The 16,050-nt window shown below is 32.0% G+C and carries 11 protein-coding genes and 2 pseudogenes; 12 read left to right on the top strand and 1 reads right to left on the bottom strand.

What is annotated here, in order from left to right; genetic code table 11:
• Window positions 1-75 precede the first annotated feature (75 nt).
• The 11 genes and pseudogenes from R6X41_RS04765 to R6X41_RS04715 all read left to right on the top strand — a co-directional run bounded on the left by R6X41_RS04765 (window position 76) and on the right by R6X41_RS04715 (window position 10,808).
• Window positions 76-243 carry a hypothetical protein gene (locus R6X41_RS04765; RefSeq protein WP_318497946.1) on the top strand — a complete coding sequence of 56 codons (168 nt, stop codon included), beginning with the start codon at window positions 76-78 and terminating at the stop codon, window positions 241-243.
• Between the two features lie 213 nt (window positions 244-456).
• Window positions 457-1,605, top strand: coding sequence for a glycoside hydrolase family 88/105 protein (locus tag R6X41_RS04760; protein WP_318497944.1), 1,149 nt, complete (start codon window positions 457-459; stop codon window positions 1,603-1,605).
• Window positions 1,602-2,975 carry a BNR repeat-containing protein gene (locus R6X41_RS04755; protein WP_318497942.1) on the top strand — a complete coding sequence of 458 codons (1,374 nt, stop codon included), beginning with the start codon at window positions 1,602-1,604 and terminating at the stop codon, window positions 2,973-2,975. The genes R6X41_RS04760 and R6X41_RS04755 overlap by 4 nt, the downstream gene beginning before the upstream one ends.
• Before the next feature lie 6 nt (window positions 2,976-2,981).
• On the top strand, window positions 2,982-3,317 hold the full coding sequence (rhaM, locus tag R6X41_RS04750) for an L-rhamnose mutarotase (RefSeq protein ID WP_318497940.1): 336 nt from the start codon (window positions 2,982-2,984) through the stop codon (window positions 3,315-3,317).
• Window positions 3,304-4,410, top strand: a complete 1,107-nt coding sequence (locus R6X41_RS04745) for a Kelch repeat-containing protein (protein WP_318497938.1) — start codon at window positions 3,304-3,306, stop codon at window positions 4,408-4,410. Before rhaM ends, R6X41_RS04745 begins: the two co-directional genes overlap by 14 nt.
• Window positions 4,411-4,412: 2 nt before the next feature.
• On the top strand, window positions 4,413-6,638 hold the full coding sequence (locus tag R6X41_RS04740) for a glycosyl hydrolase (RefSeq protein ID WP_318497937.1): 2,226 nt from the start codon (window positions 4,413-4,415) through the stop codon (window positions 6,636-6,638).
• A gap of 30 nt (window positions 6,639-6,668) precedes the next feature.
• Entirely contained in the window at window positions 6,669-7,898 is a 1,230-nt protein-coding gene (locus R6X41_RS04735) for a DUF2264 domain-containing protein (RefSeq protein WP_318497935.1), read from the top strand.
• 68 nt (window positions 7,899-7,966) lie between these two features.
• Window positions 7,967-8,518 (top strand): ThuA domain-containing protein, encoded by a 552-nt coding sequence (locus R6X41_RS04730; protein ID WP_318497933.1) that lies wholly within the window; start codon window positions 7,967-7,969, stop codon window positions 8,516-8,518.
• Window positions 8,519-8,527: 9 nt separating this feature from the next.
• Window positions 8,528-8,686, top strand: a complete 159-nt coding sequence (locus tag R6X41_RS04725; protein ID WP_318497931.1) for a hypothetical protein — start codon at window positions 8,528-8,530, stop codon at window positions 8,684-8,686.
• A gap of 16 nt (window positions 8,687-8,702) precedes the next feature.
• Window positions 8,703-8,915 (top strand): annotated as a pseudogene (locus R6X41_RS04720) (3-keto-alpha-glucoside-1,2-lyase-like domain-containing protein); the annotation flags it as partial.
• A gap of 66 nt (window positions 8,916-8,981) precedes the next feature.
• Window positions 8,982-10,808 (top strand): DUF5060 domain-containing protein, encoded by a 1,827-nt coding sequence (locus tag R6X41_RS04715; protein ID WP_318497930.1) that lies wholly within the window; start codon window positions 8,982-8,984, stop codon window positions 10,806-10,808.
• A gap of 13 nt (window positions 10,809-10,821) precedes the next feature.
• Here R6X41_RS04715 and R6X41_RS04710 read toward each other — a convergent pair.
• Window positions 10,822-11,126: pseudogene (locus tag R6X41_RS04710) on the bottom strand (IS982 family transposase); the annotation flags it as partial.
• 560 nt (window positions 11,127-11,686) lie between these two features.
• Between R6X41_RS04710 and R6X41_RS04705 the strand changes: the two are divergent.
• Entirely contained in the window at window positions 11,687-15,835 is a 4,149-nt protein-coding gene (locus R6X41_RS04705) for a hybrid sensor histidine kinase/response regulator transcription factor (protein ID WP_318497928.1), read from the top strand.
• The last annotated feature ends 215 nt before the right edge of the window (window positions 15,836-16,050 follow it).

Genomic DNA, 16,050 nt, shown 5'->3' with positions numbered 1-16,050 from the left:
GTAGTAGTTGATTGTTTTTTTGAGTCAAAAATTAGAGTGGTATTATATCTTTTATTGGACGATAGCAATTACAAAATGAGTCTTAATATAAATGATGAAAAAATCTATGTTAAAAGAGAAATTCAGTTTGCTAATGGAGTGAATTTTAAAGGTGATTGGGATTTTAATACATCTGATTATCAACAGTTAGATAGTTATACAATTCATGGACAAAAGGGAAGCATTACGTTTTTTTTACGGTGAAGAAGTGGTGTTGAATCGAGAAGTTATGAAAGAACGATTTTCTTTTAAAAATTCAGAGCAACTGCAACAACCTATGATTCAGTATACATTTTGCATATTTTTCAGTAAAAGAAAAAAATCCATCTTCGGTATAAGAAGTTTTATAGGTAATGAAAATCATGTAAGCTTTCTTCTCAATTAATTAAACATTTTATAAAAAAAAACTAAAGAATAATGAAAATAAAATTCATGGCAAAACATAGTATTATTGGTGTCTTTGTAATGTCAGTTTTCGCATTGCAAGCAAGTAAATTAATAGCTCAAAATAATCAAGAGTCCTCTAAAGATATTGAGTCTAAAATGGTAAAAGCACTAGAATGGCAAGAAGCACATCCCATATATGCCTATGCACCTACAGATTGGACCAATGGCGCTTATTATGCAGGAGTTGTTAAAGCACATGAGTCAACAAAGAATCAAATATTTTTGGCAGCTTTAAAAAACATGGGATATGTAAACGAATGGAAACCTTTTAATAGAGTACATCACGCTGATGATATTGCAATTTCTTATGCGTATTTATATGTTAGTACTACAAGAAAAAACTTAGTTAATTTAAAGCCTACAGAAGATTTTCTTCAAAAGCATTTACAAGGTTCTCATGCATGGAAAGAGCATGCTTCTAAAGATAAAATGGAGCAAACCTTATGGTGGTGGTGTGATGCTTTATTTATGGCGCCACCAGTAATTACGAGCTATGCGAAAGTAACTGGTGATACTTCTTATTTAGATGAAATGTATCCGTATTATAAGGAGACCTATGATTTGTTATACGATCAAAAAGAACATTTGTTTGCTAGAGATAGCCGTTTTTTATGGAAAGGGAATACTAAAGATAGAAAAGAAAAAAATGGAAATAAAATATTTTGGTCTCGCGGTAATGGTTGGGTAATTGGTGGCTTGGCTATGATATTAGAAGACATGCCTAAAGACTATAAGCATCGTGCATTTTATGAAAAATTATTTGTAGAGATGGCTAAAAGTATTAAAGCATTGCAACCAGAAGATGGTTTATGGAGAACGAGTTTATTATCTCCAGAATCTTTTAATCATGGGGAAGTAAGCGGTAGCGGATTTTTTACTTATGCTATGGCTTGGGGAATTAATAACGGTTTATTATCAAAAGATGAATTTCAACCAGCAGTTTTAAAAGCATGGAACGTATTGGAAACTTGTCAAAAAGAAAACGGTATGGTAGGCTGGGTACAAAATATAGGTTACGACCCTAGACCTGCAGATGCTGATAGCTGGCAAAACTATGGAACAGGAGCCTTTTTGTTAGCAGGGAGTGAAGTTTTAAAACTGAAAACGTATCAAAAATGAAAAGTATAGTTGCAATTAGTTTTCTGTCTTCAATATTACTTTTTTTAACATGTAATGCACAAAAAGTAAATCGAAGTATGGAAAGTGAAACTTCAACCAAAATAAAAATTAGCGAAACGGTTTTTATAGATTCAGTTTGGGCAGCCAATAAAGTGTCTTTCGATTTACATACTATTAATAACAAACAATTCGTCGCTTATTATAATAAAGACCGGTTTATGACTATTGCTTCTCGCAAATTGGATAGTAAGAAATGGGATAAAAAAATATTAAAAAATCAATTGATTTGGGACTCTCATAACTATGTTACTATGGGGTTTGACGATCAAGGATATATTCATGTAAGTGGAAATATGCATGCGATTCCTATTGTTTATTTTAGAAGTGAAAAACCTTACGATATTCAAAGCCTAAAACCTGTAAATTACATGACAGGTAAAAATGAAGATCGGGCAACATACCCTGAATTTTTCAATGGTCAAGATGGTCAACTCCTTTTTACTTATAGAAATGGTGGCTCTGGTAGCGGTAATACTTATGTGAACAAATATGATACAGATACAAAGTCTTGGAAAAGTTACACCAAAGGAGGTTTGTTTGAGGGAAAAGAAAAAGAGACCTCAAGATCGGCCTATTATAAAAACGTAAGAGATGAAAATGGTGTTTTTCATTATGTATGGATGTGGCGTTGGACGCCAATGGTAGAAACCTGTCATCAATTATCTTATGCTACTAGTCGCGATTTATTGCACTGGGAAAATGCAGCAGGAGATTTACTAAATCTGCCTTTTAAACCAGATATAAAAAAGATAATTGTAGATAATGTTCCCTCTGAAGGGGGGCTTCATAACGGAGCTTATAATATAATGCTTACATCTGATAACAAGCCTATTATTGGTTATATTAAATATGATGAGAAGGGGTTAACTCAGTTATATCTCACTCAATTTAAGAATGGACAATGGTTTACAAAGCAGATTAGTGATTGGGATTTTCGTTGGGAATTTAATGGTAGTGGCGATAAAATGAGTATTGGAGGGCGATTCGATTTTGTTTCCTGTGAAGAAAAAGACGTATTGGTAATTGATTGGAAAAATGAAACAGGGAATAATGGTCGATATATAGTCGGTTTAGATGATTTTGAACCAACAAAAAAAGAAGTGACGATTAAGCCTAAATATCCGAAATCAGTTTTTAAAAAGCAATCAAATAATCCGAAGTTATCAGTGAATATTGAGGATGATAAATCACCCAATGAAAATATAAAATATATTCTTCGTTGGGAAAGTGCTCCTAAAAGTCATCGTAAGAATGCACCAGCTGTTATCCCTGAAAAACCGTTAAGTGCTTTGTACTTGTTACATATTTAGAGATAAATGAAAAGATTAGCTTTTAGAATGCAACTTAAAAAAGGTCAAAAAGATGTGTATATCCAAAGACACAATGCTATTTGGTCAGAGTTAGAGCAACTACTTAAGGAATCGGGAATAAGTGAATATTCTATTTTTTTAGAGGAAGAAACCAACACGCTTTTTGCTTTTCAAAAAGTGGATGGGAATGTTAGTTCTCAAGAACTATCACAACATCCCATTATTAACAAATGGTGGGATTATATGGCAGATATAATGGAAGTAAACCCAGACAAATCACCAGTGTCAAAACCTCTTGAAGAAGTGTTCTATTTAAAAGGAGATAAGAATGATATATACTGAAGTAGATATTGTTATTACTATTCAGTATAATTTGAAAATCGCTAAAAAACCAATTGAAAAACAAGAACCTATGAAACGATATTTTTTAATGAGTTGGATGTTTTTTATTGCACTAATACAGACTTTTTATGCGCAAGACACTGCTGCAGAAGATTATTTTTTAAAAGGCAAATGGGATGCCATAAAAACTATAAATAGTCCTATTGCACGCCATGAATCTAGTTTTGTGAATGTGGGAAATCAGTTTTATTTACTCGGTGGTCGTCATATAAAACCCGTTTCTATTTATGATGTTCATACTAATATGTGGAGCGAAGGCGCAAAACCACCAGTAGAGATTCATCATTTTCAAGCAGTAGCCTATCAAGGAGAAATATATATGTTTGGGGCTATGACAGGAAAATATCCTTATGAGATTCCATTGCCTAATATTCTAATTTATAATCCAAAAGCAGATGCATGGCGTGAAGGTTCAGAAATTCCAAAAGCAAGACGACGCGGTTCTGCTGGGGTGGTTGTTCAAGATAGCAAAGCTTATATAATTAGTGGTATTGTTGATGGCCATAACAGCAAGCACGTGCATTGGGTGGATGCATACGATTTTAAAACTGAAAAATGGACCATTTTAGCCGATGCGCCAAGGCCAAGAGATCATTTTCATGCGGCCATTAAAGGAGGAAAAATTTATGCTGCGGGTGGACGAAATTCTTCATTTGCAACCAATCAAACCTTTCAATTAACCATTCCTGAAGTGGATGTTTATACTATTGAATCTAATAGCTGGACTTCTTTACCAAAGGAAAATAATATTGAAATACAACGTGCGGGAACATCTTGTGCGTTTTTAGGTGATGATTTAATTTTAATAGGAGGCGAGAGTATGTCGCAAAAAGAAGCACATAATCAGGTTGATGCTTACAATATAAAAACGAAAACATGGCGAAAGCTTAGTGCTCTAAATAGAGGTAGACACGGCTCGCAAGCTATCGTTTATAAGGATGCTATTTATATAGTGGCAGGAAGTGGAAGTAGAGGTGGTAAACCTGAATTAGAGTCTATGGAAAAATTTTCAATTAAAAATTTAAAACATTAAATATGAGGAAATCTAACATACTGGCCATTTTATTGATGTTGATAGTGTGTTGCTTTTCAAAAGCACAAACAAAAGAATCACTTCAAATAGCAGCTTTTAAAGACCCTTCAAAGGAATTTATGCCTATGCCCTTTTGGCACATGAATGGTGATTTAGAAGATGATGAAATTGTGAGGCAAATGAAAGATTCGCAGAAAATGAATTTTAGCGGATTAGCCATTCTACCGATGTATAATATGACGCCAGAATTTTTAAGTGAATCTTATTTTGAAAAATATAAACTCATTCTAGAAACGGCAAAAAAAATGGATATGAACATTGTTATGTATGATGACGTGGGGTTTCCAAGCGGTACTGCAGGAGGAAAGATAGAACGAGATTTTCCGCAATATGTTCGTAAAAGTTTAGAGAAGATAGAAATTCAAATAAAACAGCGTCCGTATTTTAAAAGTTTTATTCCGGCAGGTCATTTAATGGCTGTTGTAGCAATGGAAATGAATTCCAAAAAGCGTATTGATCTTGCCCCTTTTATTGAAAACAAACTATTAACATGGAACGTGCCAAAAGGTGGAGATTGGACGGTTCAATTTTACATGTGTACACCGGCAACATTTTGGAAAAGTTATATGCCTGTAGATGCCATGAATCCAGAAGCGGTGAATCAGTTTATAGACTTAACTTATAATGAATATGCAAAACGATTTAGCTCTTATTTTAAATACACCATTCAACTCACGTTCTTTGACGACGTCGGTTTTTTGAGAAAAGAACGAACTTGGACGGGTAAATTCAATGAAAAATTTGAAGAAGTCAATGGGTTTTCACCAACGGTATACTATCCTGCCTTGTGGTACGATATTGGAGAAGAAACCGAAGCTGCTCGTGTTGCTTTTTTTAACACCCGTTCTGAATTACTAGCGGAAGGCTATCCGAAACAAGTTAAAGGTTGGACTGAAAAATACGGATTAAAAAACACGGGACATCCACCAGGGAATTATGGTATTCAACCTGTAGATATGCATGGCGATATTTTTAAGTTTTTCAGATATACCGACCTTCCTTTAACGGATGCTATTATTGATTATGGTCATGGACGTGATGGTTTTAAGCTCATCAGTTCAGCTGCCGATTATTATGATAGACCCATCGTTTCAACCGAGGTTTTTGGAGCTTTTAAGGAAGCTATTGTTGATAAAAATATGTTGTATCGGACCACAATGGAATTGTTTGTGCGAGGTGTTAATTTTACCGTGCCACACGGCATGTGGTACAATCCTAAAAAAATTGGAATTCCACCTTTAATTTCTGCGGAAAGCAAGAAGTTAGCTCCCGTTCTACCAGATTTCAGTAATTATGTTGGTCGTTCTTGCTATATGCTGCAAGGCGGAAAACGCGTTTCAGAAATCGCTATTTTATATCCCATAGAAAGCTTGCAAGCAGGTTATTATTTTGATGCATCTGAAAATACAAAGCGAGCTGGAGCTTGGGCATATCCAGAAGCCGATTATCAAGAAATTGGTAGTATGTTAACCAATGAAATACGTCAAGATTTTACGTTTGTACATCCTGAATTCTTAATAGCAGATAAATATACAATTCAGGACGAAACATTACAATTGAATAATGAAACAAATCATCAAGCGTATAAAGTCATGATTATTCCTGGAGGCAAAGTCATCTCTGTAAAGGCGCTTCAAAAAATCAAGAAATTTTATGATGAAGGTGGTCAAGTTATAGCAACCACCCTGCTGCCATCAAAATCTTCAGAAAGAGGAAAAGATGCAGAAATAATTAAACTGGTTCAAGAATTATTTGGAACAGTTGCTGTTACAATTCCACAGATTCAAACCAATAAAAAAGGAGGAAAATCTGTTTTTATTGCGAATCCTTCCAAAGCAAATTTAGCTAAAATTTTGGCAGACCTTCACCCAAATCCGACGGTTTATTTTGACGCAAATCCTATAATAACAAGTGATTTGGGATTGTTTTCTTATATGCAAAAAGTAAAAGACGGTAAGAATATCTACTATTTTGCTAATTCAAGCGATCAAAAAATTAATACAACTGTTTATTTGAAAGAAATCGAAAGCGTACAAATTTGGAATCCAAATAATGGATCTATCTCTTCATTGGAAAAACTTGGAAGTATAAAAAGAAAAGGAGAAAACTACACCAGATTTAACCTAAAGCTAGAACCTGTAAGTAGTGTGTTCTATGTGGAGAAGTAGTAATTAATGTATAACTAAAACTAAAATGTTTTGAAAATTAAGAAAATAGCAATCCTATGTTTTATTGCCTTTTTAACTAAGTTTAATGTCATACAAGCTCAATCTAATAAATCCGATAGAGCGTTTTATGTAGACGCTTTGGTGAAAATAGCAGATCCTGTTTTAGAGGCATTAAGTAAAGACGAGCTAAAAAAAACGATGCCAGTGGAGGTTTCTTCTAATGCCGTGAATGATAGATCAAAGTTTACGTATTTAGAAGCTTTTGGAAGAACATTGTCGGGAATTGCACCTTGGTTAGAATTAGGGAATGATACTAGTGAGGAAGGCCAGTTAAGAGAAAAATACATAAAATTAACATTGCAATGTCTGCACAACGCAACAGATCCCAATGCGGCTGATTATATGAATTTTAGTGAAGGCAGTCAGCCATTGGTAGATGCTGCTTTTTTAGCACAAGGTTTGCTTAGAGCTCCGACCCAATTATGGGGAAGATTGGATGCAGAAACGCAAAGTAATGTCTTAATAGCTTTGAAGAAAACCCGTAAACTATCACCAGGTTATAACAATTGGTTGCTATTTACTGCCATGGTAGAAGCTGCTATTTTAAAATTTGAAGGCGTGGCAGATATGGTGCGTATCCAATATGCGTTAAACAAACACAAAGAATGGTATTTAGGAGGTGGAATGTATGGTGATGGTCCAAGTTTTCATTGGGATTATTATAATAGTTTTGTAATTCAACCTATGTTAATAGATATTTGGAAAGTGCTTATAGACAATGAAAATATCTTAAAATCTTGGAGGCACAAAAATATTGAATCAGATTATAATGAAATATTGAATAGAGCAAAACAATATGCTGTCATTCAAGAAAAATTAATCTCTCCTGAAGGAACTTACCCACCAATCGGACGGTCTTTAACCTATCGTTTTGGAGCTTTTCAATTATTATCTCAAATGGCATTGTTGGAGCAATTGCCAGGAGGCATACAACCAAGTCAAGTGCGTGCTGCTTTGCAAGCTGTTATTAAAAAACAGATGGAAGCTAAAAGTCTGTTTGATGAAAAAGGGTGGTTAACTATTGGATTTTATGGACATCAACCAGATATGGCAGAACGCTATATTTCTACAGGTAGTTTGTATATCTGTACGGAGGTTTTCTTGGTGTTAGGTTTAAATTCAACAAATCCGTTTTGGTCTGACGAGGCAAAAGATTGGAGTCAGAAGAAAATTTGGTCCGGAGTTAATTTAAAAAAATAGAGTGAATGTCTTTAAATCAAACATGTTTGCTTTTTTAATTGTAGAAAGAAATTATTAAAGGAGTTACAATGAAATTAAAGTTAGCAATTTTTTTTGTTTTGGCATTCGGCCTAAGCGGTATTATAAATGCCCAAGAAACACATTTAAATATTCTAGTTTTTTCTAAAACTGGAGCATTTCATCATAAATCCATCCCAACAGGGGTGAAGTTCTTATCAGAATTAGGAAAAAAGAATCACTGGAAAATGGATTTCACGGAAAATTCGAATGATTTCAATGATGAAAATTTAAAATTATACAACGTCTTGGTGTTTTTAAATACATCAGGCGATTTTTTAAATTCTGATGAAAAAAATGCTGAAGCATTAGGTTTAGATAAGGATCCTAAAAATGTTTTCTCGTTTGAAGATATAAATGGAGAACACGTATTACATATATCAGGAGAAATTTATGGATCCATAACCTCTAAGCAAGAATATGAAAACTACCATTTAAAGTTACAATTTAAATGGGGTGAGAATGTGTGGGAACCACGTTTATTAAGAAACCGGGATAGCGGTATTCTATATTATTGCTACGGTTCTTATAGAAAATTTTGGAATGTATGGATGGCCTCGTAAGAGTTTCAAGTGGAACAGAATAATGTAGGAGATTATTATGCATTGGTAGGAATATCGGTAGATATTCCTTCGGTATTAAATAGTGATGGCAAGGAGTTTAATTTTAATAATGGTGGAGATAAATCAACATTTTTAAAGTCTAAAAAAATGGCCTCAGAATCATTGTAATAAAGGTTTTGATAATGAAAACCCTCATGGAGAGTGGAACACCTTAGAATTGATTTGTATTGAAGGTACGAGTTATCATATTGTAAATCGAAAAGTGGTGATGGCATTGCATAATTCAAGTTATCAGAATTCTAATAATAAAATGGTAGCATTAACCAAAGTACGCATTCAAATTCAATCTGAGGCAGCAGAAGTCTATTATAAAAATATAGAAATTAAGTCTATATAGAAATTGCCTTCAAAATACAAAAATCAACTAAAATAACGTCTGGTAATTAACATTAATGCATTTAAAATGAACGTAAATCTAAAAAAAATAAGCCTCTTTATTTGTGTTTTTGTAGGTTGTGTAAACTTATCTTTTTCTAAAGAGATAAACGATTCTACTAAAATATCTGGAGAATTAAAAAAATGGCACAAAGTTACTTTAACATTTAATGGGCCAGAAAGTAATGAAACAAAAGATGACAATCCGTTTTTAAATTACCGTCTGGATGTTACTTTTTCTCATGAATTTTCAGGTAAAACATATGTTATTCCTGGCTATTTTGCAGCCGATGGAGATGCTGGAGAAACATCTGCAACATCTGGAAATAAATGGAAAGTCCACTTTGCTCCAGATGAAACAGGAACGTGGATCTATGTAGTGTCTTTCAGGAAAGGACATTTTGCAGCCTTAAGCTATACCGACAAAAGTAGTAATCCTGCGGGTTTTATGGACGGTGAAAAAGGAAATTTTAAAATTGGAGCCTCAGATAAAAAAGGAAAAGATTTTAGAAGCAGAGGACGATTGCAATATGTAGGGGAAAGATATTTAAAGTTTGCAGAAACGGGAGAATATTTTTTAAAAGTAGGACCAGATGCACCAGAAAACTTCTTGTCTTATGTCGATTTTGATGGAACTTTTAAAGATGATGGTCACAAAGATGATTTGGTGAAAACTTGGGCTCCTCATTTAAAAGATTGGAACATTGGAGATCCTACATGGAAAAATAATAAAGGGAAAGCGATAATTGGGTCTATTAATTATTTGGCATCAAAAAACATGAATGTTTTTTCGTTTTTGACGTTTAATATTGAAGGAGACGATAAAAATGTATTTCCTTTTGTAAACTACGATACTTGGAATCGTTATGATTGTTCAAAATTAGATCAATGGGAAATTCTTTTTGAACATGCTGATAAATCAGGGATGTTTTTACATTTTAAATTGTCGGAATCTGAAAATCAAGGATTGCTTGATAATGGAGGGATTGGGGTTAATACCATGTTGTATTACAGAGAAATGATTGCTCGTTTTGGGCATCACTTAGCTTTGAATTGGAATGTTGGTGAAGAAAATGGTGAATGGATTAAGAGAAGTCCAACACTTCCAATGAATACTGATCAGCGACTAGCAGCAGCAGCTTATATAGATAAGGTTGACGCCTATAATCATCATATTGTTATACACAATGGAGCTTCCTTTGAAGACTTGTTAGGGCCAGAAAGTAAATTCACGGGAGTGTCATTACAAACTAATAAACCTGATTTTAGCCGTGTTCATACAGAAGCGTTAAGATGGATAAACGCATCTAAAAAAGCAGGTAAACAATGGGCGGTTGCTGTAGATGAACCTGGAGATGCTAAACACTCTTTATTACCTGATGCAGAAAATCCAAAGCATGATAATGCCAGAAAAAATGGACTTTGGGGAGCTTTTATGGCTGGTGCTTGGGGAACAGAATGGTATTTTGGATACCAACATGCGCATTCAGATTTAACCTGTCAAGATTATGCTTCACGAGATTTGTTTTGGGATCAATGCGGATATTTGCTTGATTTCTTTGAAAAGAATGAATTGCCATTCTGGAAAACTGAAAACGAAGATGCCATTGTTTCAGAAGGAGATTATTGTTTATCTATACCAAATAAATTGTATATTGTTTATCTTAAAAATGGAAAAGGTAATATTGATTTAGTAAATGTTAAAGGAGAATATACCGTAAGATGGTACAATCCAAGAACAGGAGGAAGTCTTAAAAAAAGTGCTGTTAAAAAAATAAGGTCTGGTAATAAAATTGAATTGAATAATCCGTCGACTGAAGCTAAAGATTGGGTGGTTCTTTTGAAAAGAAACTAACCCGTAGTGTAGTTTAAATAATTGTATTTTTAGTATTGTTTATTTTTCTACCTAATATAAAATGGTTGATATATTGAATAACAGTTAGTACGGTAATTTTAGATAATATTCTAGTTTTATATGAAACTCATCAAATAAGTTAAGTTGCCATTTAGAAGAAAGATTTCCTTTATCAGCTAATAAAGCACACTGTTTTATATCTTTTAAATAATGAATATCATGAACTGAAGTAGGACTAATATTCATACTTTGAATAATTCCTCTTACCGAACAAACAGCACGTAGTTTATAACCATAATACTTAGTGTTATGAGAAGCACTAATCAAATTGTTAAGATATATTAATTCTTTTTTATTGGTGCATACGGTATTATTAAAAATGGAAGGAGGTGTTTTAGTTTTAGAATAAAATTATCAAACAAAGGAAAACAAAGTGTTACACCTTGATTACACCTGATATGCTAAAAGCCCTTATTTACAAGGTTGTACTACATATTGTATCGGTAAGTAACATCTATTAATTAAAGACTAATTAAGATATATTAAAGCACAAAAAAAACTTATTTAAAGGGCTTTTTTATGCTTTTGTTTTATGTCTATTAATTAGTATTACTTGGTTTCAAGGTACACATTGTTCAGTTTATAGATACTTGGGTAACACCAATTAAATGGTATTCACATACAGTGAACGCGCTTTTAATAGAATAGACATACGAAAACTAAATTAAGTTCTTTGTATGCAAATTATGATAGGCTTAATAATGATTTTCAATTATAGATTTTGTTTTTCCCTTATTAAAATGAAATTAAATAGCCCTAAAATTTATACATTAGCTAAATCATCAATTTGTGAATATTATATTTTAAAGCATTTAAGAATGTTCAAAAAAAATTATCTACTAAATTACCTTCTAATTATTGCCATATTGTTTTCTTTTCAAGGTTTAGTAGCTCAAGAGGGAATACTTAAATATTCGCAAAAGCTATCGATCTCAGATGGTTTAGCGCACAATGGAGTGACTTCAGTTTTAGAAGATTCAAAAGGGTTTTTATGGTTTGGAACATATGATGGAATAAATAAATACGATGGGTATCAAGTAAAAACGTTTAAAAATACAATTGATGAAAATATACTAACAAGTAATCGTATACGTGAAATTGCAGAAGATACAAATGGAAATTTGTGGCTAGGAACAGATCAAGGCATTACAATTTTTAATTATTCAGAAGAGAAATTTGAAAAAATAGATTTGAATAGCCAAATTGGTTTAAAAAATAACGGACTTATTGTTAGAAAAATACTTTTCAATAAACAATTAGATCTTGTTTTGTGTGCTACAGAGGGAAGTGGAATATTAGTTTTTAACAAGGATAATACGTTTGAAAAGCAATTCGTTCCATCAGTTAAAGAATTTGGAGAACATATTCAGTTTTTTGATGGCATTTTATTGAATGATGATACTTATTTATTTACAACGTCTGTAGGGGTTTTAACTTTTAATATCAAAACGCATAAATATCAAAAAGTAGTAACAGACGAAATTAATTACAGTAATTCTGTTTCTAAATTAGGAGAGGATAGATTATTAATTACCTTATTAGAAGGTGTCGCGATTATAAAATATAATTTGATTTCTGAAGCGTTTTCATTTGAAATTCAACAAAAAAACCTTGAGTCTTATCAGTTTAATTCGTCTTCAATTGATAATACAGGTAAAATTTGGCTTGGTACCTTAAACGATGGCTTATTTCAAATAAGCGAGATAGAATTACGTAATAACGAACCTTTAAATACGTTCAAAACATTTAAAGACAACAATAAAGTTCTAAGAATTAGTTGCATTGTTTTTACAAAAGACAATAATTGTTGGGTTGGGACTTTTAACAAAGGCTTATTTAAGTTTGAAATTGATGAAAATCCTTTCAAGAGTTATCATACAAAAATGGATTACCCTTTTGGAATGCGTACAAATAATGTTACCCATATTGTACCTTTTGATTCTAATAGGGTTTTTTTAGTAACAAATTTTGGCGGTTTATCTCTATTTAATACGGTTACGGAACAATTCGAGGAGGTTCCTTTAAATTTATCAGCGTCACAAATTTTAAATATTTCTGCATTATACATTGATTCGAAGGAGAATATTTGGTTTCGATTTCATAGAGAAAAGGAACTTTGTAGAATAAAAAAAGGGAGTTCAACAATTGATAAAATCGAGCTAGAAAACCTGTCGAAATCAGATTATTTGGGAATACGTTCTTTTACGGAAGATAAACAGGGTAATATTTGGTTAGGATTGAATACAGATGTTTATAAAATTTCAATAAGCAAGTCTAATGACATAGTAAAAGTCGAATCGCTAAATAACAATCCGTTTTTCAAAAATAATAAATTAGCACTTGCACGTTTTGTGTATGCAGATCCATTATATGATTTTATTTGGATTGGAGCAGATTCGGATGGATTGTTTAGAGTAAACTATAAAAACAATAAATCTATTGATGATGTAAAAGTAGATCGCTATGTAAAAGATAAAAATAATCCATTATCTATTTCAAGTAATTTTGTAACCACAATAGTGCGTCTACCAAATGAAGAATTATGGATAGGAACAGAAGGAGGTGGTATTTGTAAAGTAATTAATAGTAATGTAAATCCTGAATTTATTGCGTTTACAGAAAAAAATGGTCTGTCAAATAATGTAGTTAAGAGTATTTTGTATGACGATGAGTACAATTTATTTGTAGCAACAAATATTGGTTTAAACAGGTTTAATACAAAAGAGAACAGTTTTAGAAAATTTAATGATTCAGACGGGTTACCATTTGAAGATTTTTGGTTTGCAGCAAAAAAGTTAAAAAACAATGTTATGCTGTTCTCAGGCTTAGATGGGTTATGCTATTTTAACCCGAAAAATATAAAAAATAATGAAGAACTTCCGGAATTAGAATTTGAAAATTTCAAGTTGTTTAATAAAATAATCCTATCAGGAGATACAATTAATAATAGAATTTTATTAAAAACTAGTTTAACCGATGTTGATGAAATTGAGTTGAATTTTGATGAAAATTCATTCTCCTTAGATTTAACAAGTTTGCATTTTTCAAACCCTGAAAATCATCAATTAAAATACCAATTAACACCAATTAGTAAAGATTGGACTGTAGTACCATCAAGTCAAAAAACAATTTATTATAATGCTTTACCGCCCGGTGAGTATACCTTAAGTGTAATGGCTTCTAATTCCTTAAATGAATGGACCGTTCCGAAACAGTTAAAAATAAATATTTCACCTCCTTTTTGGAAAACTATACTTGCTTATGTATTATATGCTGTATTAGTTGCATTTGTTATTTTTATAGTGGTTTATATTAACTTAAAAATTCAATCGTTAAAACACAAAGTGGTTATTGAACAACTTGAATTTGATAATGTTAAACAAGTGAATGAAGCGAAATTGCGTTTCTTTTCAAATATTTCACACGAAATTAAAACACCCTTAACTTTAATTTCTGGACCAATTGAGGTTTTAATTGAGCGCTTTAAAGGTAATGAGGATGTCAACCAAAAACTCTTTTTGATGCAAAGGCAGTCAAAAAAAATTCAGCAATTAATAGATCAGGTACACGATTTTCAACGATCGGATGCTAATTTGTTAAAAATGAATTATACAGAATTTTGTGTAGATACATTGCTGCAAAATATAATGTTCGATTTTGATTTTATGGCTAAAAAAGAACATAGAATCTTACAATTAAAAGCTCCAGAACATAAAATATTTGTGTCTGCCGATAGTGATAAATTAGAAAAAATATTAAATAATTTATTGAATAACGCTTTTAAATACACCAAAAAAGATGATGAAATTACAGTGTCATATAAACAAAGCGACAATAATTTAATTATTGAGGTTAGTGATACTGGAAAGGGGATAGATAGTGAAGATTTACCACATATATTCGAACGATTTTATCAATCTCATAAGAAGCACAGTAGTTATACAGGGGGATCTGGTATAGGTTTGGCATTTTCAAAAAGGCTCGTAGATATGCATTACGGCTATATAAATGCAGAAAGCATTTTTCAAAACGGTTCTACGTTTACAGTTTCTTTGCCGGTTATTATAAAGGATTTTGATGAATCCCTAATTACTCTTGATCAGCAAATTTTATTGAAAGAATCTACTGATACTCATGAGAAACTAGTAAGTGAAAATGTAAATATTGAAAGTATTAAAGTTGATGATGAATTTACAAACGCTCGTATATTTTTTGCTGAGGATAATTTTGATATGCGCAACTTTGTTTCAGCTGCTTTGTCTAACTTCTTTGATGTAAAAACATTTACAAATGGAATGGAATGTTCACAAGCTTTAAATAAGGAATGGCCAGATTTGGTGATAAGTGATGTGCTAATGCCTGAAATGAACGGTTTTGAATTGTGTAAACACCTTAAAACGGATATAAAAACGAGCCACATTCCAATAATATTATTAACAGCTTGTACTACTATTGATGATCAAATTCATGGTATAAACGATGGCGCCGATGCTTATATTAAAAAACCATTTAATATGCAGCATCTGGTTAGTAATATAGAAGCGTTATTACGTAATAGAAAACAATTAAGAGAACGATTTAAAAATGATTTTCCACTTTCATTAGAAAGAAATGATGATACGACTAAAGACAATGCCTTTTTAGAAAAACTGTATAGTTTAATGGCTCAAAATTTAGACAATCAAGATTTAGATTTAAATACATTTGCAAGAGAATTGTATTTAAATCGAACACATTTTTATCAAAAAGTCAAGGTTTTAACCAATCAAACACCATTCGAGCTATTAAAAATGTATCGTTTAAATAAGGCTGCTGAATTTTTAATTCAAAAGAAGCTATCTGTTAATGAGGTTTTTACAATGACAGGGTTTAAAAGTAGAACACATTTTGCAAAATTGTTTAAAGAGAAATTTAATTGTACTCCTGGGAAATATGCTGCAAAAAAGAAGAAAGAATTTGATTCATAATGGTCTAATTTTTTAAATGTCTGTTCATGTGTTTTTAAAATTCTTTTTTATAAACACATGATTTTTTTTAATGCTTACACAACGTCTTTTTTCAGAAACGCCTATTATAATCAGAAAATAGCAGTGTAAAATGTATTATGTACTGAAAACTACAGTAAATTTATTTACACATACTTTTTTCTAAAGTGTTCGTCTAATTTTGAAGGTCTTAACTA

The organism is Formosa sejongensis (genome assembly GCF_033447105.1).
Lineage (GTDB): Bacteria > Bacteroidota > Bacteroidia > Flavobacteriales > Flavobacteriaceae > Formosa.
This window is presented reverse-complemented; position numbering and strand designations above follow the sequence as displayed.